The organism is Natronospira proteinivora (genome assembly GCF_024170465.1).
Lineage (GTDB): Bacteria > Pseudomonadota > Gammaproteobacteria > Natronospirales > Natronospiraceae > Natronospira > Natronospira proteinivora.
The window spans coordinates 527,059-548,369 of the sequence record NZ_JALJYF010000001.1; the positions used below are offsets into that span (position 1 = coordinate 527,059).

17 protein-coding genes are annotated in these 21,311 nt (G+C 58.2%); 14 read left to right on the forward strand and 3 right to left on the reverse strand.

Features of this window, described 5'->3' with window-relative positions; all coding sequences use genetic code 11:
- Nucleotides 1-29: 29 nt before the first annotated feature.
- The 4 genes from lipA to J2T60_RS02495 are packed head-to-tail and all read left to right on the forward strand — an operon-like array spanning nt 30 to nt 3,233.
- Nucleotides 30-1,034: a lipoyl synthase gene (lipA, locus tag J2T60_RS02480; RefSeq protein WP_253444963.1), complete on the forward strand. Its 1,005-nt coding sequence runs from the start codon at nt 30-32 to the stop codon at nt 1,032-1,034.
- A gap of 12 nt (nt 1,035-1,046) precedes the next feature.
- Nucleotides 1,047-1,448 carry a fluoride efflux transporter FluC gene (locus J2T60_RS02485; RefSeq protein WP_253444966.1) on the forward strand — a complete coding sequence of 134 codons (402 nt, stop codon included), beginning with the start codon at nt 1,047-1,049 and terminating at the stop codon, nt 1,446-1,448.
- Nucleotides 1,435-1,905 (forward strand): fluoride efflux transporter FluC, encoded by a 471-nt coding sequence (locus J2T60_RS02490; protein ID WP_253444969.1) that lies wholly within the window; start codon nt 1,435-1,437, stop codon nt 1,903-1,905. Before J2T60_RS02485 ends, J2T60_RS02490 begins: the two co-directional genes overlap by 14 nt.
- On the forward strand, nt 1,902-3,233 hold the full coding sequence (locus J2T60_RS02495; protein WP_253444971.1) for an MATE family efflux transporter: 1,332 nt from the start codon (nt 1,902-1,904) through the stop codon (nt 3,231-3,233). Before J2T60_RS02490 ends, J2T60_RS02495 begins: the two co-directional genes overlap by 4 nt.
- Before the next feature lie 43 nt (nt 3,234-3,276).
- Here the strand turns inward: J2T60_RS02495 and J2T60_RS02500 are convergent, their stop codons facing one another.
- Together J2T60_RS02500 and J2T60_RS02505 are read right to left on the reverse strand one after the other, a co-directional pair.
- Complete coding sequence (locus J2T60_RS02500; RefSeq protein ID WP_253444974.1) at nt 3,277-3,534, reverse strand: hypothetical protein; 258 nt, start codon at nt 3,532-3,534, stop codon at nt 3,277-3,279.
- Nucleotides 3,535-3,607: 73 nt separating this feature from the next.
- Complete coding sequence (locus tag J2T60_RS02505; RefSeq protein WP_253444977.1) at nt 3,608-5,143, reverse strand: flagellar assembly protein A; 1,536 nt, start codon at nt 5,141-5,143, stop codon at nt 3,608-3,610.
- A gap of 300 nt (nt 5,144-5,443) precedes the next feature.
- Here J2T60_RS02505 and J2T60_RS02510 point away from each other — a divergent pair, with 300 nt between their 5' ends.
- Nucleotides 5,444-6,667 (forward strand): EAL and HDOD domain-containing protein, encoded by a 1,224-nt coding sequence (locus J2T60_RS02510; protein WP_253444980.1) that lies wholly within the window; start codon nt 5,444-5,446, stop codon nt 6,665-6,667.
- A gap of 69 nt (nt 6,668-6,736) precedes the next feature.
- On the opposite strand, the gene J2T60_RS02515 is transcribed toward J2T60_RS02510, so the two are convergent.
- Nucleotides 6,737-8,605 carry a phosphoenolpyruvate carboxykinase (GTP) gene (locus J2T60_RS02515; RefSeq protein WP_445376031.1) on the reverse strand — a complete coding sequence of 623 codons (1,869 nt, stop codon included), beginning with the start codon at nt 8,603-8,605 and terminating at the stop codon, nt 6,737-6,739.
- Nucleotides 8,606-8,651: 46 nt separating this feature from the next.
- Between J2T60_RS02515 and yoaA the strand changes: the two genes are divergently transcribed.
- The 9 genes from yoaA to pstA all read left to right on the forward strand — a co-directional run bounded on the left by yoaA (nt 8,652) and on the right by pstA (nt 21,236).
- Entirely contained in the window at nt 8,652-10,631 is a 1,980-nt protein-coding gene (gene yoaA / locus J2T60_RS02520; protein ID WP_253444986.1) for a DNA repair helicase YoaA, read from the forward strand.
- The gene (tsaB, locus tag J2T60_RS02525; RefSeq protein ID WP_253444988.1) at nt 10,628-11,311 is read left to right on the forward strand and encodes a tRNA (adenosine(37)-N6)-threonylcarbamoyltransferase complex dimerization subunit type 1 TsaB; all 684 of its coding nucleotides are present in this window, start codon (nt 10,628-10,630) and stop codon (nt 11,309-11,311) included. Before yoaA ends, tsaB begins: the two co-directional genes overlap by 4 nt.
- Nucleotides 11,312-11,407: 96 nt before the next feature.
- Nucleotides 11,408-12,109, forward strand: a complete 702-nt coding sequence (phoB, locus tag J2T60_RS02530; protein WP_253444991.1) for a phosphate regulon transcriptional regulator PhoB — start codon at nt 11,408-11,410, stop codon at nt 12,107-12,109.
- Nucleotides 12,106-13,395, forward strand: coding sequence for a phosphate regulon sensor histidine kinase PhoR (gene phoR, locus J2T60_RS02535; protein WP_253444994.1), 1,290 nt, complete (start codon nt 12,106-12,108; stop codon nt 13,393-13,395). Before phoB ends, phoR begins: the two co-directional genes overlap by 4 nt.
- Nucleotides 13,396-13,423: 28 nt before the next feature.
- Nucleotides 13,424-14,527, forward strand: coding sequence for an OprO/OprP family phosphate-selective porin (locus J2T60_RS02540; RefSeq protein ID WP_253444997.1), 1,104 nt, complete (start codon nt 13,424-13,426; stop codon nt 14,525-14,527).
- A 152-nt stretch (nt 14,528-14,679) separates the two neighbouring features.
- Nucleotides 14,680-15,789 (forward strand): OprO/OprP family phosphate-selective porin, encoded by a 1,110-nt coding sequence (locus J2T60_RS02545; RefSeq protein ID WP_253445000.1) that lies wholly within the window; start codon nt 14,680-14,682, stop codon nt 15,787-15,789.
- 264 nt (nt 15,790-16,053) lie between these two features.
- Nucleotides 16,054-17,025: a PstS family phosphate ABC transporter substrate-binding protein gene (locus J2T60_RS02550; RefSeq protein WP_374728464.1), complete on the forward strand. Its 972-nt coding sequence runs from the start codon at nt 16,054-16,056 to the stop codon at nt 17,023-17,025.
- A 264-nt stretch (nt 17,026-17,289) separates the two neighbouring features.
- Complete coding sequence (locus J2T60_RS02555; protein ID WP_253447561.1) at nt 17,290-19,536, forward strand: ABC transporter permease subunit; 2,247 nt, start codon at nt 17,290-17,292, stop codon at nt 19,534-19,536.
- A gap of 35 nt (nt 19,537-19,571) precedes the next feature.
- Nucleotides 19,572-21,236, forward strand: a complete 1,665-nt coding sequence (gene pstA, locus J2T60_RS02560; RefSeq protein ID WP_253445002.1) for a phosphate ABC transporter permease PstA — start codon at nt 19,572-19,574, stop codon at nt 21,234-21,236.
- Nucleotides 21,237-21,311 lie beyond the last annotated feature (75 nt).

The window sequence follows — 21,311 nt, forward strand, 5'->3', positions numbered from 1 at the left end:
AAATCATCAAGACGCTATTGGAGCTCCCCATGAGCGATTTCAAGGGCATCCCGATTGTTCGCAGTGGTGAAAAAGTCCGTAAACCACAGGGCTTTACCGCGATCAAGGACGGCATGAAGGCGCGCAAGGAAAGCAAGCCTCTGCCCCGGGGTGGCAAACCCAGCTGGCTGCGTGCCCGGATTCCGGGCGGTGAAAAATACCAGGAAGTGCGCCGCAACGTGAAGGAAAATCGCCTGGCCACGGTCTGCGAGGAATCCAAGTGTCCGAATGTGGGTGAGTGCTGGAACAACGGCACCGCCACCATCATGCTCATGGGGGATGTCTGCACCCGGGCCTGTCGCTTCTGTTCGGTGGATACCGGCAATCCCCGCGGCTGGCTGGACCCGGAAGAGCCTGCCAATGCCGCCCGTTCGGTCAAGATCATGGACCTCAAATACGTGGTTCTGACCTCCGTGGACCGGGATGATCTGGATGACGGCGGTGCCCAGCACTACGCCGATTGTGTCCGGGAGATCAAAAAGATCAACCCCAAAACCGCCGTGGAGGCCCTGACGCCGGACTTCCAGGGCCGCAAGCATGACGTGGAAACGGTGGTGGATTCCGGCATCGAGGTCTTTGCCCAGAATGTGGAGACCGTCGAGCGCCTGACGCATCCGGTTCGGGACCGCCGGGCCGGCTATCGTCAGACCCTGGACATGCTGGCCCATGCCAAGCAATACAATCCCAAGGTGCTCACCAAGACCAGCCTCATGTTGGGCCTGGGCGAGACCGAGGAAGAAATCGATCAGGCCATGGAGGATCTGCGGGCCGTGGGCGTGGATATCGTCACCTTTGGCCAGTATCTGCAGCCCACCGCCAACCATCTGCCGGTGGAGCGTTTTGTCCCGCCGGCGGATTTCAAGAAATACCGCGAGTGGGGCTTGGCCAAGGGCTTTCTGGAAGTGGTTTCTGGTCCCCTGGTCCGTTCCAGCTATCGCGCCGACCGGGTCCTTGAGAAGAATAACGTGGGCATGGACGACGAGTCCGTGGCCTAAGGGCTTCGGCAGATGGGATTCTGGCTTTCCATCGCCCTTGGGGGCGCACTGGGTGCTATTAGCCGCTATTGGCTCGGTCACTGGTTCAATCATTTTCTGGGGCGGCGGCTTCCCTGGGGCACATTGAGCGTGAATGTCCTGGGGGCGGGCCTGCTGGGGTTTTTTGCTGCCTGGCTTCTGGGGCATCCGGGCGAGACACTGCTGATTCACTCCGAGAGCCCGCTCTGGGCCGGACTGGGCGTGGGTTTCTGTGGCAGCCTGACCACCATCTCCTCCTGGAGTCTCGAAAGCCTTCGATTGGCGCTTGATCGGCGCGCCGGGGCACTTTTCACTTACATCGCCCTGACACTCATTCTCTGCCTCATGGCCGTCACGGTGGGCTTCATGCTGGGAGGGCAACTTGTCCCGGATTAAGCGCCAAGCACCATTATCGCTCTGGATTGGTCTCGGCGGTGCCCTGGGGGCCTTGAGCCGCTTTTCGGTGGACCAGTTGTTGCATGACTGGGTGCTTGCCGGCTGGCTACCTGCATTTTCGGCCACGCTGGCGGTGAACCTGCTGGGCAGTTTTCTCATTGGTCTGGTGGCGGTGCTGACAGCCGAGCAACGCCGCGGTGGCCCGTCCATTCACCGGGCCCAATGGCGAGCCTTCCTCATGACCGGCTTTCTCGGTGGCATGACCACGGCATCACTTTTCAGCCTGGAACTGCTCTGGCATCTGCAGGCCGGCCTGTATCTGTTTGCCGGTGGCTATGCTCTGGCAACCATTCTGCTTTGTCCCACAATGGCCTGGCTGGGCTATCGCCTTGGCCGTCGCTGGCATCTTCGGCATCTTCGCCGCACCCGCGGCGCGCTGCCGGAGGCGCCGGAATGAATGCCAGCCTGTATTGGCGCTGCCGACATGCTCTGATTCTGGCGCTACCCGTGCTGGCGGCCATGGTGTCCCAGAACATCATGAACCTGGTGGATACCGCCATGGTGGGGACCCTGGGGGATACCGCGCTGGCCGCCGTGGGGCTGGGCGGGTTTGCCATCTTCATGTTTCAGGCCTTGGTGCTGGGGGTGGGGACCGGCGTCCAGGCCATGGCGGCCCGTCGCATGGGGGCCGGTGAGCAGACAGGCATGGCTGAACCACTCAACGCCGGATTGTTGTTCTGCCTGTTTGCCGGTCCGCTGTTGTCACTGCCGCTGTTTTTCGCCGTCCCGGCAATCTATCCCTGGTTGAACCCGGATCCTGCCGTGATAGAGGAGGGGAGCCCCTATCTTCAGTGGCGGGTTCTGGCGATTACCTTTATGGGGATGAACTGGGCCTTTCGCGGCTACTGGAATGCCGTGGACCGGGCAAAGATGTATCTGTTCACCCTGGTCACCATGCATGTCCTGAACATCATCCTGAATTTCCTGCTGATTTTCGGGAAGTTCGGTTTTCCGGAACTGGGCGTGACCGGGGCTGGCATGGGGACGGCGATTGCCACCGCCTTTGGCACCCTGATGCATTTTTATCTCGCTTACCGCCATGCCTTTCATGCGGGATTTGCCCGAATCTGGCCAAGGCCGGCGGTGATGAGCCGTCTGTTTCGGATATCCGCTCCCAGTGGCATTCAGCAGCTTTCCTTTTCCACCAGTTTCGTGGTCCTTTTCTGGATTATTGGCCAGATCGGTACCCGGGAGGTGGCGGCCGCCAGTGTGCTTATCAATATCATGCTGCTGGCCATCCTGCCGGCTATGGCCCTGGGACTGACCACGGCCAGCCTGGTGGGGCAATCACTGGGCCAGGGCTCGGTTCGATTCGCCCACCGATGGGGATGGGATGTGGTGCGTCTGGCACTGGTCATGCTGGGGGTATTGGCTTTACCCATGTGGCTGGTGCCTGAGTGGCTGTTATCCGGTTTCATTCATGATGAACAGACCCGGGCACTGGCCGTGACGCCTATGCGCCTGGTGGGTGTGTTCATGGTGGTGGAGGCCTTTGGGATGATTCTCATGCATGCCCTGCTGGGGGCCGGGGATGCCAAACGAACCATGATCACGGCGGTTTCCCTGCAATGGTTGGGATTTTTGCCGCTGGCCTGGCTGGTGGGGCCGGGTCTGGGTGGTGGCTTGCTGGCGGTCTGGTTGACTCAGGGAGGCTATCGCTTGGTGCAGGCGGTGGTCTTTGTCGGGCTCTGGCAGCGATTAAAGTGGGCCAGGGCAAAGGCCTAGTCCGGTGGTCTGCTTGCTGACGGAGAATCTGGAGTGGGTCGGTTCAGGCCCGGGTATCAATCAGTTGTCCAAGCGCTTCCTGGCTTTCACTGGCTGATTCCACCACGCGTACACCGGCCGCGGCCTGGGCTTCGTAACTGATATTGCCAACCAGGGCATCCGTGATTTCCTGGGGCTGGGACTGGCTCGCCTGGGTGCTACTGGTACTGGCGCTGGCAATGGTCCGGGCCGAAGCTGTCATACCAACTTCGGCTCGTTGAATGGCTTGCGCCCCGTTGCTGAAACTGTTGCCGATTTCCATACGCACCTCATCCGCCGGAAGCGGTTTACGCCCTCAGTATAGACCAAAATGTCAGCGGACAAGGGTTTCCTTCTCAGGCATTGGGATCGATTTCGATGCGGTTCAGCTTGCGTCGATAGGTGCCACCGCCGGCATCTGTGGTGAACTGCCGGGAAGCGGTCTCAATATGCATGAAAACCCTTGTGCAGACGGCTTCCTTGGCGATGATGGCGGCCTTTTCCTGCAGTCGGCGACGGATCATGTTCAGTCTTGCCTGTCGTTCCCGGTAATCTTCCGTTTCCTCGGGGGAAAGTTTGCCACTGGCCAGATGGGTTTCAATGGCCCGGATCGTCTTTTTCAGTCGGAACTGGTTGGCGACTTTCAGCTGGGTTTCGGCCCCGGAGGGGCTTCCCAGCTGGATGGCGCTGATGATTTCAAACGCTTCGTAGGTGCCCCCCAGAATGTGGCCTTTGCGGGTTCCCTGGGCGCCGACGATGATCCTTTCTCCGGCTTCCACATCACAATGAGCGAGCAAATCCTTCACCATCAGGTCGCCGCCACAGCGGACTTCCACATGCTCCAGAAAACGAGCTTCCACCGAGCCCTCGCAGTGGATGCAGGCGTTGTAACTGCTTCTTCCCGCTCGTCGCTGACCGATGACTCCACCCCGGATGGTGACATCACCACCCGCTTCCAGGGTGGCACCATCCACCATGCCGTTGACCTGGATATCGTCCCGGGCCCGGACCCGCATGCCCTGTTTGACTTCACCCCGAATGCGAACTGTGCCGTTGAAATCAATGTTGCCCGTGGACAAATCTACAGCGTCCAGGTCCAGCGTTGGGCTGACCATGACGGTGTCCTGCTTCCAGATCGGTTGTCCGTCGATGCTGGCCCGGAGAATATCTGGATCCGAGTCATCCAATTCCACGCCCTTGGCGTGGCTTTTGAATCGCTTGTCCTTACCTGGCTTGGGCGGAATGGGAAGGCCGTGTATGTCGGTACCGGGGGTACCTTCAGTGGGTGAGTGACGACGGATCAGATTCTGGCCCGCGGTGACGGTAATCACCCCGCCAAGATCCCGGAAGTCGGCTCGCTCGGTATCGTCAATACGTGGCCGTCGGTCTATCATGTCGGGCACCAGAGGCTCGAAGAAGGCCTCAGCGCCATCCTCCGGGGCCGTCCCTTCCGCCACCAAATGTTCCTTGTCGTCGGCATTACGAACGATGGTGGCGACTCGATCCATGTTCAGTCCATGATGAATATCTCTTTCTTTGAGTGCTTCCTTGACCGATTCAAGCGAGACGGGGTCTCCACCTGCCGATGGTGTCACTCGCAAATAGGCCTTGAGTCCATCGTCCTCCACACGCAGTTTGAACTCGCCATCCTGAGTATCACAAAGGGGGAAGTTTTCCACCGGGCCTTCAAGCACCTTGGTCAGGAAGGCCTTGACTCGGGATTCCGGCAAGGCGCAGTGACGAAAGCGACCGGTCTTGATGACCTCGTATAGTTGAGCCAGGGTCATTGTGGGCAAGGCCTGGCTGGTGCTGGCAAGCAGTTCTTTTTTCTCTGTATCCACTGTCAGATGGATATCTCCCGCTTCTGTATTTCTGTCCGATGGTGATTCCATAATGTCCCCGGTCTGATTGGGTGGCTTTCCCCAAAATGCGACAATCAAGGCAAGCTTCCTCACACGCAAGTTTAGGAGAAATACTACATATTGCAGCTATTTAAGCTACACTACGTTTGTCATAAGGAAGTAGTATCGCTGGTCTGGCAGGTTGTGAAAACCTGAAACCAAGGAGGGCTTATGATACGTGCACTGGTCGCCCGTTTTCGATCTGTTGGCAGGTCCGAAGTGCCCAAATCAGTTGACTCGTCAGGCCATGCTTCGAGGGAAGTTGCGCCACCGCGTCGTGGTGTTCCCGAATTGTTTGTAGGTCGCCAGCCCATCGTGAACAATCGACGGGAGATCGTCGCCTATCAATTGCTGTTCCGCTCTGATCTCGCAACCGACGTTGCCAATGTCCATGATGATATGGCGGCAACCGGTGATGTCCTGCTCAACACCCTGAACAACATCGGTCTGGAAAGGGTGCTGGGAAATGCGGTGGCCTTCGTCAAGGTCCCCGTGGACATGCTCGAGCATACGTTGTTGGAGATTCTGCCTCAGCGGAAAATCGTCTTGGAATTACCCCCCGATATTCGAATTGATGAGCCACTACTGAATCGTATGGTGGAATTGAAGCGCATGGGTTATCGATTTGCCATGGCGCACTTCCGCTTTGATCGCAACAAGAAAGCCTTTCTTGATCTGCTGGATTTCGCCAAGCTCAGCGTGGGAGAGTTGAGTGAAGCGGAACTGAAGCAAGAAGTAAAAGCGCTACGGGGGTATGGTCTGCGTTTGATTGCGGAAATGGTGGAGAGCGAAGAAGCCTTTGGCCGGGCCCGCTCCCTGTTCATGAATTATTACCAGGGCTATTTCTTTGCCCGTCCGGAAACCCTCCACATGAGGCGGGTGGATCCCCAGGCTCAGCGGGTGGCGCGACTGTTCAACCTGGTGCTGTCCGATGCCCCACGGGATGTTATCGAGATGGAGTTCAAGCAGGATGTTGCCTTGAGCTTCAATATTCTTCGCTACATCAACAGTCCCGGCATGGGTGTCCCCGAGGAAGTCCAGACCCTGCAGCATGCTCTGGTGATGCTAGGGCGGAATCGTCTCGCTCGCTGGTTGAGCATGATGATGATCCGTGACAACAAACAGTCCATGGCGCCCAAGGCCTTGTTGCGGACCGCCCTGATTCGTGCCCGGGCCACCGAGCTCATGGGCGCCCCGCAGGTTGGGGCCGCTTATCGAGACCACCTGTTCATGACCGGCATGTTTTCCATGCTGGATGTACTGTTCGGCATGAGTCTGGAAGAGGCGGTGGGGACACTCAATCTGCCGGGACCCATCCGGCAGGCCTTGGTGGAGAAATCAGGTCCCTATTACCCTTACCTTGAGCTGGCCCGGGCCTGTGATCATTTTGATGTGGAAGCCATCCGCGCCGGCTCCCGTCGTCTGGGTATTCCCTTGAGGCAGATCAACCGCATGCAGTCGGAGGCCATGAGCTGGGCCTGGCGAATGGATGAGGATATCAAGGCCGATGAATGACCGGGCCGGGAGGCACAAAAAAGGCCGGCGTTATGCCGGCCTTTTTTATGGGGAGAGCATTTCAGCGGGTCATGAACCGGACGCGGCTTTCCTGGCTTCCAGGGCGTCCACCACCTTGCGGAATTCCTTCATCAGCTGCTCCGGGGTCCGCTCTCCGAATTGACCCATGAAATCACCGATCTCGGCCATTTCCGCCCGCCACATGCCTTCATCAATGCTGAGCAACTCCTCCATGGCCTCGCGGCTCATGTCCAGTTCGGTCTGGTCGATGCCTTCCAGCGTGGGCAGGTAGCCAATGGGGCTGTCCACCGCCTCGGCATCACCATGGCATCGGTCCAGCACCCAGCGGAGCACCCTCAGGTTCTCGCCAAAGCCCGGCCAGATAAAGCCCCCATCGGCATCCTGGCGGAACCAGTTCACATGGAAGATGCGTGGCGGCTGACTGAGCTTCTGGCCGATGTTCAACCAGTGGGCAAAATAATCGGCGAAGTTGTAGCCGCAGAAGGGTTTCATGGCCATGGGGTCCCGGCGAACCACACCCTGGGCACCGGTAGCGGCGGCGGTGGTCTCGGAGGCCATGCCGGCACCCACCAATACGCCGTGGTTCCAGTCATGGGCCTCGAAAATCAAGGGAGCCACATCCTTGCGTCGGCCACCGAAGAGGATGGCCGAGATGGGCACACCGCCGGCGGCTTCGGCCTCCGGGCTCTGGCTGGGATTGCGGCTGGCGGATACGGTGAAGCGGGAATTGGGGTGGGCCGCTGCGCCCCGATTGGCGTCGAAGGGCCGGCCTTGCCAGTCAATGGCCGGTTTTCCTTCTTTCTTGCCTTCCCACCAGGGTTGATTGTCCTCGGTCACCGCCACATTGGTGAACAGGGTGTCCTCGGTAATCATGTCGTAGGCATTGGGATTGGTCTTTGGGCTGGTGCCCGGCACCACCCCAAAGTAACCGGCCTCCGGGTTGATCGCCCAGAGACGGCCGTCCTTGCCCGGGTGTAGCCAGGCAATGTCGTCGCCCACGGTCCAGATCTTCCAGCCCTTGTGGGAGGTGGGCGGGATTAGCATGGCCAGGTTGGTCTTGCCGCAGGCTGAGGGGAAGGCCGCGGCCACGTAATGGGTTTCACCCTGAGGGTTCTCGATCCCCACGATCAACATGTGCTCGGCCAGCCAGCCTTCGCTGCGGGCCTGGTGGCTGGCAATCCGCAGGGCGTGGCACTTCTTGCCGAGCAGGGCATTGCCCCCATAACCCGAGCCGTAACTCATGATCTCCAGGTCTTCCGGGAAGTGCATGATGAAGCGGCGTTCCGGGTCCAGTTCGCCGGTGGAGTGCAGGCCCTTGACGAAGCTGCCCTCCCGTTCAATCCGCTCCAGGGCCGCCTTGCCCATGCGGGTCATGCGGCGCATGTTCACCACCACATAGGGGCTGTCGGTAATCTCCACCCCACAGCGGGACAGGGGGGAGTTCACCGGGCCCATGCAGTAGGGCACCACGTAGAGGGTGCGGCCTTCCATGCAGCCTTCGAACAGGCCCAGCATTTTCTTGCGCGCCTCACCCGGTTCCATCCAGTGATTGTTGGGGCCGGCATCATCTTCCTGCCGGGTGCAGACGAAGGTCAGGTGTTCCACCCGGGCCACATCAGCCGGGTCGGAACGGTGCAGGTAGCAGCCGGGATGGCTGTCCTGATTCAGTTCCAGAAGATCGCCGCTTTCCAGCATTTGATCAATCAGTTGGCGATCCTCGGCTTCACTGCCGTCACACCAGTGAATGCGGTCGGGGCGTGTCAGGCGGGCGACCTCGTCTACCCATTGGGCGAGCTGGGGGTTGGATGTTGACATGGAGACCTCTGAATTCCTTGGTGACTTCCAAAAGACGCGAGGCTGCCGAGTATAGCGGGCCGGGGGGTGACCTAGCCAGTCTGTGTGACAACTCTGTGACAACCATGCGACGAGCGGTGAAGGGGGGCGGCCTGTTAGAATGCCGGATATGAGTGAGCAGCCCGCCCAAACCATCACCGGCCTGCTGGGGGAGCAAGGGCCCCTGGCCCGGGCCATCCCCGATTTTCGCGTTCGCGAGGAGCAGCAGATCCTGGCCGATGCCGTCGCCGAGGTTCTGCGGGACAGCGGGCATTTGCTGGCCGAGGCGGGCACCGGCGTGGGCAAGACCTTTGCGTATCTGGCTCCCGCCCTGGCCAGCCGTAAGCGCACCATTATCTCCACCGGTACCCGCCACCTTCAGGATCAGCTATTCCACCGGGACCTGCCGCTGGTCATGGAGGCCCTGGGCCAGGAAGGGGAGGCCGACCAGGTGGCCCTGCTCAAGGGCCGCAGCAATTATCTCTGCCTGCATCGTCTGGAGACCGCCCGGGAACGGGCGGATCTGGGGCGGCGTGAACACGAAACGCTGGGTGACTTGGCGATTTGGGGTCGGCAAAGCCGTAGTGGCGATCTCGCCGAGGGCCCGGAGATCAGCGAGCGCTCCCGGCTCTGGCCCATGGTCACCTCCACCGTGGACAACTGCCTGGGTCAGGATTGCCCCCAATACGAGAACTGCTTTGTGCTCAAGGCCCGGCAACGGGCCATGCAGCGGCGGGTGGTGGTGGTCAATCATCATCTGCTGCTGGCCGATTTTGCTCTGCGGGAAGACGGTTTCGGAGAGTTGCTGCCCGATGCCGAAGTGGTGGTGGTGGACGAAGCCCACCAGCTGCCCGAGACCGCCGCCCGCCATTTCGGCACCGGAGTCAGTGCCCGGCAACTGCGGGACTTCGCCGGTGATACCCTGGCCGAGGCCCTCAAGGCCGGGGCCGGTGTTGGGGGCTTTCGTGACGCCCTGGATCGCTTCAATACCCGGATCATGGCGGTACGCACCGCCTTGCCCAGTGGTGAGTTTCGCGCCCGCTGGAATCCGGCCGAGCAAAGCGTGGCGGTGGAAGCCATGCAGGATCTGGACGCGGCTCTGTCCACGGTCAATGAACAACTGGAGACCATCGGCAGCCATTCCAAGGGCCTGGACAATTGCCGGCGCCGTGGCTTGAATCTGCGCGAGCGCCTGGCCCTGTTCATGGTTTCCGATGAGGAAGCCGAAGAGGCCCTGGTCCGCTGGATGGAAGTCAGTGAGCGGGGGTTCATTCTCCATGCCACGCCCCTGTCCAGCGCCGATCGCCTGGGTCAGTGGATCGGTCAGGTGCCGGCCAGCTGGGTATTCACCTCTGCCACCCTGGCGGTGCGGGGTGAGCTCAGCCATTTTCGCCAGCGTCTGGGCCTCACCGAGGCCGAAGAGCTGGTGGTGGGCAGTCCCTTTGATTACGCCCGCAATGCGGTGCTCTATCATCCCAATGATTTGCCCTCCACCCAGTCTCCAGACTATACCCGGGCCCTGGTGGAAGCCGTGCTGCCGTTGGTGGAAGCCGCGCCCGGGGGGAGTTTTCTTCTGTTCACCAGCCACCGCGCCCTGCGGGAAGCGGCGGAGCTGATCGAGGATAAGACCGATCGAACCCTGCTGGTGCAGGGAGAAGGCCCCCGGGCCCGCTTGCTGGAGGCCTTTCGGGAAGATGGGCAAGCGGTGCTGCTGGGTACCCAGAGTTTCTGGGAAGGGGTGGACGTGAAGGGCGATGCCCTGAGTCTGGTGGTGATCGATAAATTGCCTTTCCAGTCCCCCGGCGATCCAGTCATCGAGGCTCGGATTGAAGCTATCAAGGAGCAGGGTGGCTCCCCCTTCATGGAGTGGCAGCTGCCCCAGGCAGTGATTACCCTCAAGCAGGGTGTGGGGCGATTGATTCGGGATACTGCCGACCGGGGCGTAATGGTGATCGGCGATCCCCGCTTGTTACAGAAAGGTTATGGGCGAATCTTTATCGACAGCCTACCGCCCATGGCCAAGACCCGGGACGACGAAAAGGTGCAGCGTTTTCTGCAAAGCCTGGCACCACCCCCCCAATCCCCCTCGGAAGGAGTGAAAGAAGCGTGACGGCCCTGGCCATTGATACTGCCACCGAGGCCTGTTCGGCAGCCCTGCTCCACGATGAGCAGGTCTATCGGCGTTTTGAAATGGCCCCCCGCCAGCACGCCCGCCTCTTGCTGCCCATGCTGGAATCCTTGCTGGATGAAGCAGACTGCCAAAGACAGGATATCGAATGGATTGCCTTCGGCCAGGGCCCGGGAGCCTTCACCGGAGTGCGAATTGCCGCCGGGATTGCCCATGGTCTGGCCCAGGGACTGGGTTGTGGCCTGTTCCCGGTATCCACCCTGGCGGCATTGGCGGCCCGGGCCCAGGACGAGGCGACGGCGCCGGTTCTGGCTTGCCTGGATGCCCGCATGGGCGAGGTGTATTGGGGGTGCTATGAGGCCAGCGGCAATGGGCCACATTTGTTGGGACAGGAGCGAGTCTGTGCGCCGGAATCGGTGACCGCTAATGGTCTGGCGGTTGAGCAGTGCATCGGTATTGGCCCCGGCTGGGCCAGCTATGGCGAGGCATTGCCCGCCGCACTCGGCCAGGCACCGGCCCGGGTGCTGCCCGAGGTTTTTCCGGATGCGGCTGATATGCTGGCTATTGCTAGCCGTCGTCTGGCGGCGGGCGAGCCGCTGAAAACCGCCCGCGAGGCCCAACCGGTTTACTTGCGAGATAATGTGGCAGTGCCCGGCAAGTAGGGCCTGTGTCATCGTTTCGGCATTAAATTGTCATGGGAATGTCATATTGTCCTGTTGTAATCGCGGCCAATTGAAGCAGACAGGATTGTCCAGCCCATGAGTGAAAAGCGGATATTGGTGGTGGAAGATGACGCGGCCATTCGAGAGATGGTGGCCTTTGCATTAAGGCGGGCAGAATTCGAGGTGGTAGAGGCCGAGGATGTGGCCGAAGCCCGAATCAAGGTGGCCGAGCAACCCCCCGATCTGCTGGTACTGGACTGGATGCTGCCGGATATGAGCGGCCTGGAATATGCCCGCACCCTGAAACGCGACGAGGCCACCCGCGAATTGCCCATCATCATGCTCACCGCCCGCGCCGAGGAAGAGGACAAGCTGCGCGGCTTTGAAAGCGGCGTGGATGACTATGTCACCAAACCCTTTTCCTCGCGGGAGATGATTGCCCGGATCCAGGCCGTGCTTCGACGAGCCGCCCCTGACAGTGAGCAAGAGCGGGTGAGCGCCAATGGCCTGGAAGTGAATCTCGCCAGTCATCGCGTGCTGGCCAATGGCCAAGCCGTGGACCTTGGCCCCACCGAGTATCGCTTATTGACCTTCTTCATGACCCATCCCGACCGGGTCTATACTCGAACCCAGTTGCTCGATCGGGTCTGGGGCAACAATGTCTATGTGGAAGAGCGCACGGTGGATGTGCATATTCGCCGCTTGAGGAAAGCGCTGGCGCCCAGCGGCCATGATGATTTTGTCCAGACCGTCCGGGGTGCGGGGTATCGCTTCACCCCCGCCGAGGGAGGCGCGTGAAGTCCATCTGGCCCCTGGAAGCCCTCCGACTGATCCTGTCGGTACTGCCGGCCACGTTGCTGGGCTGGCTGACGGTAGGCGCCGGGGTCGGTTTCACTATTGGTTTGATGGCCTACACGGCCTGGCATCTATGGCAACTCTATCGCCTGGAACGCTGGTTTCGCCTGGATCGCAAGCGTAATCCGCCGGAAGGCTCGGGTGCCTGGGGCGAAGTCTTTGACCACTATTACCGCCTTCAGCAACGACACTTGAATCGTAAACGTCGATTGGCCCGGGTCTTGCGGGAATTTCGCAACTCCACCGAAGCCATGCCGGATGGGACCGTGGTGCTGGATCGGGAAGCCCGCATTATCTGGTTCAATCAATCCGCCCAGACCTTGATAGGCCTTCAGGGCAATCAGGATCTGGGCCAGCCCATCGGCAATCTGCTCCGATTGCCCGAGCTGGGTGAATCCCTGGAATCAGAGGGATATCCCGAACCCATGGAGGTTACTTCTCCGCTCCACCCGGATCGTTATCTCAATCTCAACCTGATTCCTTATGGGGAAGGGCAGCGGCTCTTGCTGATTCGGGATGTGACCCGCTTGCGGCGCCTGGAAAGGATGCGACGGGATTTTGTGGCTAATGCTTCCCACGAACTCCGTTCTCCCCTCACCGTGGTCCAGGGCTATCTGGAGGCCCTCTCGGAAGACCGTAAGATCACCGAAGAATGGCAGCGGCCCATTGATGAAATGCAACGCCAGACCCAGAAGATGACCGCCATCATCAACGACATGCTCGAGCTTTCCCGGCTGGAGACTGAAGCCCCGGATGCTGACCGTGAGCGAGTGGATGTATCCGGTATCAGCGCCAGAATCCGGGAAGAGGCCCTCGCGCTGGGCTATGGCCCGCGGGATGTCAGGATCGATGTGCCGGCGGGCAGTTGCATTTTAGGAGCCGAAGCCGAGCTTTACAGTGCTTTTTCCAACCTGGTTTTCAATGCCATGCGCTATACTCGTGCTGACGGCACTGTCTGGATTAGCTGGACCCAGGGAAGGAATGGTGGTCTGTTTTCAGTCAGAGACAATGGAGTTGGCATCGAGCCCAAGCATATCCCCCGCTTGACCCAGCGTTTCTATCGGGTGGATTCGGCACGCGCCCGCAAGAGTGGCGGAACGGGGCTGGGTTTGGCCATCGTCAAGCATGTCATGCAGCGCCACGGAGGCCGGCTGGAGATCGAAAGTAGCCCGGGGCAGGGAAGCTGTTTCAGCTGTAGGCTGCCGGTGAACCGTCTCGTAACTGAATGATTTGTCTATTTGGCGTTGGAGTGTGTGAATGAAAGGATATATTGTCGGTTTTCTTGCTGCCTTCCTGGGAATAGCTGCAAGCCAACTCATGGCGGACCCAGACCCCAGGGGACGTATCCACCTGGATTATGTATTTCATGATGAAGATAATGCGAACTTGCCCGATGGGCACCGAATTCGCCGTGCTTGGCTGGGTTTGACGGGCGAGGTTGACGAAGATTGGTCCTACATACTGGAAGCGGATATCACCGAAGGCAACCTTGGTTTTGTGGATACCTACCTCCGTTATAGCGGCTTGGATGCAGGTGATCTGACCCTCGGTCATTTCAAAGTGCCATTCGGCATGGATTTCATTACCGCCGCCGACCATCTCCTGTTCCCGGAGCGACCGCTGGCCAATGCCTTCGTGCCGGGACGCCGGGTTGGCCTTGGTTTCAGTCATAGCGCTCAAAACTACGGTTTTGATGCCATGCTCTACGGTCAGTCAGCGGGCAGCCATGACCAGAGGGCCGCAGAGCAGGGTGACGAGGGTTTTGGTATTGCAGCCCGAGTCTATACGGATCTTCTGAACGACGGGGAGCAACTGGTCCATCTTGGCGGCGCCTTTACCAGCGAAGATTCCCCCAGCAGTGAGAATGAGACCGCACGTTTTAGCAGCTTCCCCGAGTCCCGAGCCACCGGGGTCCGCCTGGTGGATACCGGAACCATCGAACAAGTTGACCGTATTCATCGTGCCGGCCTGGAAGCGGCCTATCAACGTGGTCCGCTGGTGGTCCAAGGGGAATACCTGGCCTCCAGTCTGAACCGCCATTCCGGTGCCGAAAATCTGGATTTCGACGGTTACTATGGTCAGGTCAGCTATGTAATGAATGGCGGGCAGCGAAGTTATCAGGGCGGCACTTTCCGAAATCCTGCGCCGGGTTCCTGGGAGCTGGCCTTCCGTTTTAGTGAAATCAATCTGAATGATGGTGATATAGAGGGCGGTGACCAGACCAATGTCAGCCTGGGCGTAAACTATTATCCGGTGGATCGGGTGCGTTTCATGCTGAGTCTGATCAATGTGGACAGTGAAAGGGCAGGGGTGAGCGACGATCCGACCTTGCTTCTTTTCAGGACGCAAGTCTCATTCTAAAGCTCGACCAGATTGATTTGAAAAATGCCCTGCGAAAAAGCGGGGCATTTTTTTATGCGTTTCATGAAACTGCAATATAGCCTTCACGTATGTGACATGACCGCGCCGTAGTATTCCTCTTGTATTCCAATAACCATCCAGGAGTGAATGAAATGCGAGTACGAAGCTATGGTGTTGTAGCCCTTGCGGCAATTGCAGGAATGGCAGTCAGTGTGGATGCGTTTGCCAAGCCAGAGCCCCGCGGACGGATTCATCTGGATTATGCTTTTCATGATGAAGATAATGTGGAAATGGCCGATGGTCACCGTCTCCGTCGGGCCCGCCTGGGTGTCAGCGGTTCCATTGATGACGATTGGTCCTATCAGTCCGAAATAGACTTTGCCGAAAATGGCGTCGGTTTTCGAGATGCCTATCTGCGCTACAATGGTCTGGATAACGGTGCCATTACCATCGGTAATTTTAAAGTACCGTTTGGCATGGATGAGCTGACCAGCTCCAATCATCTTGCCTTCATCGAGCGGTCCCTGCCCACCAGCTTTGCCCAGTCCCGCCGTGTGGGTGTTGGCTACTCTACGGGTGGCGATAACTTCGGTTTCTCAACCATGCTTTTTGGTCAGGGTGTCGGTACCAACAATGACCGAGTCGCTGAAGGGGCTGATGAAGGTTTTGGTTTTGGTGCCAGATTCTACGGGACCCCGATCCGGACCGGGGACAATGTCTTGCACTTGGGGGCGGCATTGACCACCGAAGACACGGCATCCAGCGAAGACGAGACTGCCCGATTCCGGGCTCGACCGGAGTCTCGCGTTACGGGCATACGGCTTGTGGATACGGGTACTATTGAAAATGTAGACCGGATTAATCGTTTTGGTCTGGAAGCGGGCTATCAGGCCGGCCCTCTCACCCTGCAGGGTGAATATTTGTCTGTTAATGCAGACCGCCAGAGTGGTTTCAGTAGTTATGATTTTGATGGTTACTATGCTCAGGCCAGCTATGTTTTCGGCAGCCAGCGGAACTATCGTGGCGGAGCCTTTCGGAATCCGGAACCGGGCTCTTGGGAAATGGCCCTGCGGTTCAGCAGCATCAATCTGGATGATGCCGATATCCTCGGCGGTGAGGAGGACAATGTCACCTTGGGCCTGAACTACTATGCGGCTCCCAATGTGCGCTTTATGTGGAACTACATCAGCGTGGACAGCGAGCGCGCTGGTGTATCGGAAGACCCGAACATCTTCCTGTTCCGTACCCAGGTCTCTTTCTAAAACCAGAGCTTGAGCGTTTCGTCAGTACAACGAGGCCGAAGCATAAAAACCAGAACGGTAACTCAAGGCCCCGCCAAGCGGGGCCTTTTTTTTTGTGTCAGGGCGTTTCCCGGAACATGGCAGCAGTTCTCGGTGGTTTTGTCACAGAACCGTCAAGAATGGTTCGCACTCTTGTCATCCTGAGATTCAACAATAGGTCTGCCATTTAGGGGAAGGTACGTTCCCCATGAGCATTTCCACTAGCCGATTCGCGAGGAAATAGACATGTTGAAGAAATTGATGACAACCAGCCTGGCCGCCAGTTTGGTGATGAGTGGCTCAGCCATCGCTTCGGGTGCCGAAGTGGATCCCGATATGCCCAAGTATGAGGCTGTTTCCGGTATCTCCGGGAATCTCTCTTCCCAGGGTTCAGACACACTGAATAACCTGATGACGCTGTGGGCGGAGGAGTTTCAGGATTTCTATCCCAATGTGAATATCCAGATTCAGGGGGCCGGTACTTCCACTGCACCGCCCGCCTTGGCCGAGGGTACTGCCAATTTTGGCCCCATGAGCCGGACCATGCGTGACAGTGAAGAGGCCGACTTTGAAGATGCCCACGGTTATGCACCGACTCTGGTGCCGGTGGCCATTGATGTCCTGGCCGTTTATGTGAATCGAGACAACCCCATTGAGGGTCTGAGTATTCCCCAGGTGGATGCCATTTTCTCTGATACCCGCCGTTGCGGTTACGACAGCGATATCAATCGCTGGGGCCAGCTGGGCCTCGACGGTGCCTGGGAAAATCGGGATTTTACGCTGTACAGCCGTAACGCAGTATCCGGCACCTATGGCTATTTCCGCCAACATGCCCTTTGTGACGGTGATTTCCGCGATGAGATCAATGAGCAGCCGGGGTCGGCTTCCGTGGTACAGGGTGTGACTGAGTCCCGCAATGGGATCGGCTATTCCGGTATTGGCTATCTGACGTCCGGTGTGAAGGCCATCAAGATTGGCCGTGAAGATGGCGAACTGTATGAGCCCAATGCGGCGAATGCGGCTTCAGGGGACTATCCGCTCGCACGGTTTCTCTACCTGGCCATCAACAAGCATCCCAATGAAGAGCTTCCGCCGCTGGACCGTGAGTTTCTGAAGATGGTCTTGTCGGCTGAAGGGCAGGATGTGACGGTTCGCGATGGGTTTATTCCGCTGCCCGAGCAAGTGGCCGCCCAATGGCGTGAACGCCTCGGCCTCTGAAGTAATCTTGGTAAGCGTTTGGCATGCACGCCCGGTCACCATGACCGGGCGTTTTTTATGCACAGGCATTTAGTTGTGTCCAGAAAATGTAATTCGATCAGTGGTTTGAAATTGTCAAAGGTCTGTCTTTGAACTGTCACGGGACTGTCATATGCGCCGCTTACCATTCGCCTCGTCTTCCAGCACTTACGGGCTAATCGTGCAATGAGCGAAAAACAGCATATCAGTGGGGCGGGATCAGGCCGTTCAGGGAATGACAGTCTCATGCCGGGGCCGGAGGCCCGGAAGCGATTGCGGCGCTGGCGCCGGATCAAGGATATGTCGGCGAAGGGCTTTGTGGCCACCGCCGGTGTCGGTGTCATTATTTCCCTGGCCACCATCTTTGTCTATCTCTTCAGTGAAGTCACTCCCCTGTTCACGGGGGCGGATATGGAAGAACCCGTTCAGTACGAGATGCCGGGTTTTGATCAGGCTGAGACGCTCTATCTGGTGACCGAACGATACAACGCGGTCAGCGCTCGCTTCACCAGTGATGGACAAGTCATCTTCTTTAGCCCGGAGAGTGGCGAGGTCGTCAAGACCGTGATGCTGGACATTCCCCTGGGTGTGGAAGTCACCAGCTTTGCCACTGGGGAGCCCCGGTCCGGATTTGCCGCGTTCGGCTTGTCAGACGGCACAGCCCTGGTGGTTAAACACGAATATGAGATTTCATACCCGGACGATCAGCGGCAGGTGAGCCCCAAGGTTAGCTTCCCGCTTGGCGAAGAGCCAATTCGGGTCGCCGAAGAGCGCATGCCTGTCCGTAACATTGCCGTTCAGGACGGTCGCCGTGGGGTTGGACTGGTCACGGAAACCACCGACGGAACCCTGACCTATGCACGCTATGAGGGGGAGCGTCACTTCATGACCGGGGAGCTTGAGCTCACCCGGAGTATTCATCGACTGCCGACCCCTGAATTCGAGATCAGCCGGATGCTGGTGGACATCACCCTCCGGAACCTGGTTATCGGTGACACGGAGGGGAATCTTCATTACTACAATATCCACCGTCCAGAGCAAGCCCGTTTGGTGGATTCAGTCAGCGTGGTGGAGGGTGTTGAAGGTGGCGTCACCGAACTGGAGTACCTCCTGGGTACGGTTTCCATCATTGTTGGTGGTGCGGATGGCTCCCTGACTCAATGGTTTTTGGTCCGGGATGATGAAAATCAGCGTCGTTTGACCGAGATCCGCAGTTTCGATTCACACCCGGGTGCCATCACCCACATTTTCCCCGAGCATGCCCGGAAGGGTTTCATGGTGGCTGACGACGCCGGCCATGTGGGTCTTCATTATGCAACCTCGGCGCGAACGCTCAAGATTGAGAAGAAATCCGATAAGCCCATTAATCGGGTTTCCCTTTCACCTCGGAATAATGCTTATTTGTTCACTGATTCTCCGGATACCCTGAGTTTTGGGCGGATGAGCAATCCCCACCCGGAAATTTCATTCAACGCGCTGTGGAATCGGGTTTGGTATGAGGGAAGAGACCGCCCGGAGTACGTCTGGCAGTCATCGTCGGCCACCGATGAGTTCGAACCCAAGTTCAGCTTCGTGCCCCTGTCGGTTGGAACTTTGAAAGCGGCATTCTACGCCATGCTCTTTGCCATGCCGTTGGCGATCATGGGTGCGATATACAGCGCCTACTTCATGACCCCGAAACTGAGAGGCGTGGTAAAGCCCACCATCGAAGTGATGGAAGCCTTACCGACAGTCATCCTGGGTTTTCTGGCAGGTCTCTGGATGGCGCCTTTTGTGGAAAACCATCTTCCGGCGGTATTCAGCATTTTGATCCTGATGCCTTTTCTGATGCTGCTCATGGCCGTTTTCTGGACCCGGATTATGCCTGCTGAGCTGCGCGATAAAGTCCCGCCTGGTTGGGAAGTGGTGATTCTGATCCCGGTGGTGCTTTTTGTGGGCTGGGTGTCGGTGCAAAGCAGCCCCTGGATTGAGCTGGCCTTGTTCGATGGAGACATGCGCCAATGGTTTACCAATCAAGGCATTGCCTATGATCAGCGCAATGCCTTGGTGGTCGGCATGGCCATGGGTTTCGCCGTGATACCCACCATTTTCTCGATCGCCGAAGATGCCATTTTCAATGTGCCCAAGCATCTGACCCAGGGGTCACTGGCACTGGGGGCTACGCCCTGGCAGACCATGGTGGGGGTTGTGTTGTTGACTGCCAGTCCCGGTATTTTCTCGGCCGTGATGATCGGATTTGGCCGGGCCGTGGGCGAAACCATGATTGTTCTGATGGCTACGGGGAACAGTCCGGTGGTTAATTTCAATATCTTCGAGGGCATGCGCACCTTGTCCGCCAATATCGCGGTGGAGATGGGCGAGGCCGCACGGGGAGGTAGTCATTATCGAATCCTCTTCCTCGCGGCACTGGTGCTGTTCATGGCGACCTTTGTTCTCAACACCATTGCTGAAATCATTCGCCAGCGGCTGCGTCGCAAGTACAGCTCGCTATAAGGCTTCAGGACAGAGATGCATTCAGAGGCTCAAGCATGAATAACTGGTTTAAAAGTGGCACACCCTGGATCTGGCTGAACGCCGGTGCAGTCGCCATATCCATGGTCATGGTCATCGGTTTGATCGGGCTGATTGCGGTTCGGGGTCTTGGCCACTTCTGGCCTTCTCCAATCGTGGAAATAAGCTATACCGACGAAATGGGAGAGGAAAAGCGGCTGCTGGGTGAAATCCGGCAAAGCGAAACGCTGACTGCTGCCGCCATGCGGGAAACCGGACTTGAGGTTCCCGAAGAGCAGGAATTGGTTACCCGCCATCTATTGAAGCAGGGTAACCGGGATATATTTACCCGGGACTTCCAGTGGTACCTGGACGACAACATGGGTGAGTGGGATTACCCGGCGGAAGCCGTGATGCTGGAACGTCAAGAGTGGGGTGATTTCTACGGCTACCTCAGGGAGGTTCGGGAAGGGGGAATTACCGTAGCCACCGGTAAAGGTGCCTTGGATACGCTGCAGGAACTGGCCGCCGATAGTGCTGCCTTGATGGCTGAAGTGGCCCAAATGGATCGCTATGACATCGGGGCCATTAATCGTCAGATCGAGCAATTGCGGCTGGAAAGGCGTCGGGTGGACATGAATGACCGGCTTAGTGACGAGGAAAAGCAGGCCCGTTTTGATGATATCCAGAGTCAGCGCGAGGCCCTGGAGGACGAATACGAAGAACTCCGATCCCTGCGTAATGAGAAACGACAACAGGCGGCCAATGCCTCGGCAATTTTCGAAGTCATGGACGGACGGATGGTCGAGATCAATTTTTCCAATCTGGTTCGGGCCACAACCCCCAATGTGATGTCCGCCCGGGAAAAATTTGCTGAGTATTTTTCACGCTTCTGGAGTTTTCTCTCAGACTATCCCCGGGAGGCGAATACAGAAGGCGGCATTTTCCCGGCCATATTCGGTACGGTGACCATGGTCATCATCATGTCTATATTCGTGACGCCATTCGGGGTGCTGGCGGCCATCTATCTGCGCGAATATGCCAAGCAGGGCCCGTTGACTCGCGCCATCCGAATTTCAGTAAATAACCTGGCGGGTGTGCCATCCATCGTCTTCGGTGTGTTTGGGCTTGGTTTCTTTGTTTATTTCATCGGCGGAAATATTGACCAGATCTTTTATCCGGAATCTCTACCATCGCCCACCTTCGGTACACCTGGCTTGATCTGGGTATCGCTGACCCTGGCGCTTTTGACCCTGCCGGTAGTGATTGTCTCCACCGAAGAGGGCTTGTCCCGGATTCCAAAAACAGTTCGGGAAGGCAGCTTGGCCCTGGGGGCCACCAAGGCGGAAACCCTGTGGCGCACGGTGGTGCCACTGGCATCCCCGGCCATGATGACGGGGTTGATTCTGGCGGTGGCCCGGGCCGCCGGCGAAGTGGCCCCCTTGATGCTGGTGGGTGTGGTCAAGCTGGCACCCAATCTGCCGGTGGATGGCCAGTTCCCCTATGTGCACTTGGAACGCAGCATCATGCATCTTGGTTTCCATATCTATGACGTCGGTTTTCAAAGTCCCAATGTAGAAGCCGCCCGACCGCTGGTTTATGCCACCTCGCTGGTTCTGGTAACCATCATCATCATTCTGAATCTCACTGCCATCGGCATCCGAAACCATCTGCGCGAGAAGTACAAGAGTGAAAGCGATTAGTATTCGCTGAGTCCCTCGCGCTGACATTGAATCTGAACAACGTAGGTAACGCGTCATGACCGAACAAAATCAATC

What these genes read in the sequence shown, in the direction of transcription:
- J2T60_RS02545 (WP_253445000.1), top strand. Translation starts at nt 14,680, where the DNA reads ATGCGAGTACGAAGCTATGGTGTTGTAGCCCTTGCGGCAATTGCAGGA.
- lipA (WP_253444963.1), top strand. Translation starts at nt 30, where the DNA reads ATGAGCGATTTCAAGGGCATCCCGATTGTTCGCAGTGGTGAAAAAGTC.
- yoaA (WP_253444986.1), top strand. Translation starts at nt 8,652, where the DNA reads ATGAGTGAGCAGCCCGCCCAAACCATCACCGGCCTGCTGGGGGAGCAA.
- J2T60_RS02505 (WP_253444977.1), bottom strand. Translation starts at nt 5,143, where the DNA reads ATGGAATCACCATCGGACAGAAATACAGAAGCGGGAGATATCCATCTG.
- J2T60_RS02555 (WP_253447561.1), top strand. Translation starts at nt 17,290, where the DNA reads ATGCCGGGGCCGGAGGCCCGGAAGCGATTGCGGCGCTGGCGCCGGATC.
- J2T60_RS02500 (WP_253444974.1), bottom strand. Translation starts at nt 3,534, where the DNA reads ATGGAAATCGGCAACAGTTTCAGCAACGGGGCGCAAGCCATTCAACGA.
- J2T60_RS02495 (WP_253444971.1), top strand. Translation starts at nt 1,902, where the DNA reads ATGAATGCCAGCCTGTATTGGCGCTGCCGACATGCTCTGATTCTGGCG.
- phoB (WP_253444991.1), top strand. Translation starts at nt 11,408, where the DNA reads ATGAGTGAAAAGCGGATATTGGTGGTGGAAGATGACGCGGCCATTCGA.
- J2T60_RS02550 (WP_374728464.1), top strand. Translation starts at nt 16,054, where the DNA reads ATGTTGAAGAAATTGATGACAACCAGCCTGGCCGCCAGTTTGGTGATG.
- J2T60_RS02485 (WP_253444966.1), top strand. Translation starts at nt 1,047, where the DNA reads ATGGGATTCTGGCTTTCCATCGCCCTTGGGGGCGCACTGGGTGCTATT.
- J2T60_RS02540 (WP_253444997.1), top strand. Translation starts at nt 13,424, where the DNA reads ATGAAAGGATATATTGTCGGTTTTCTTGCTGCCTTCCTGGGAATAGCT.
- pstA (WP_253445002.1), top strand. Translation starts at nt 19,572, where the DNA reads ATGAATAACTGGTTTAAAAGTGGCACACCCTGGATCTGGCTGAACGCC.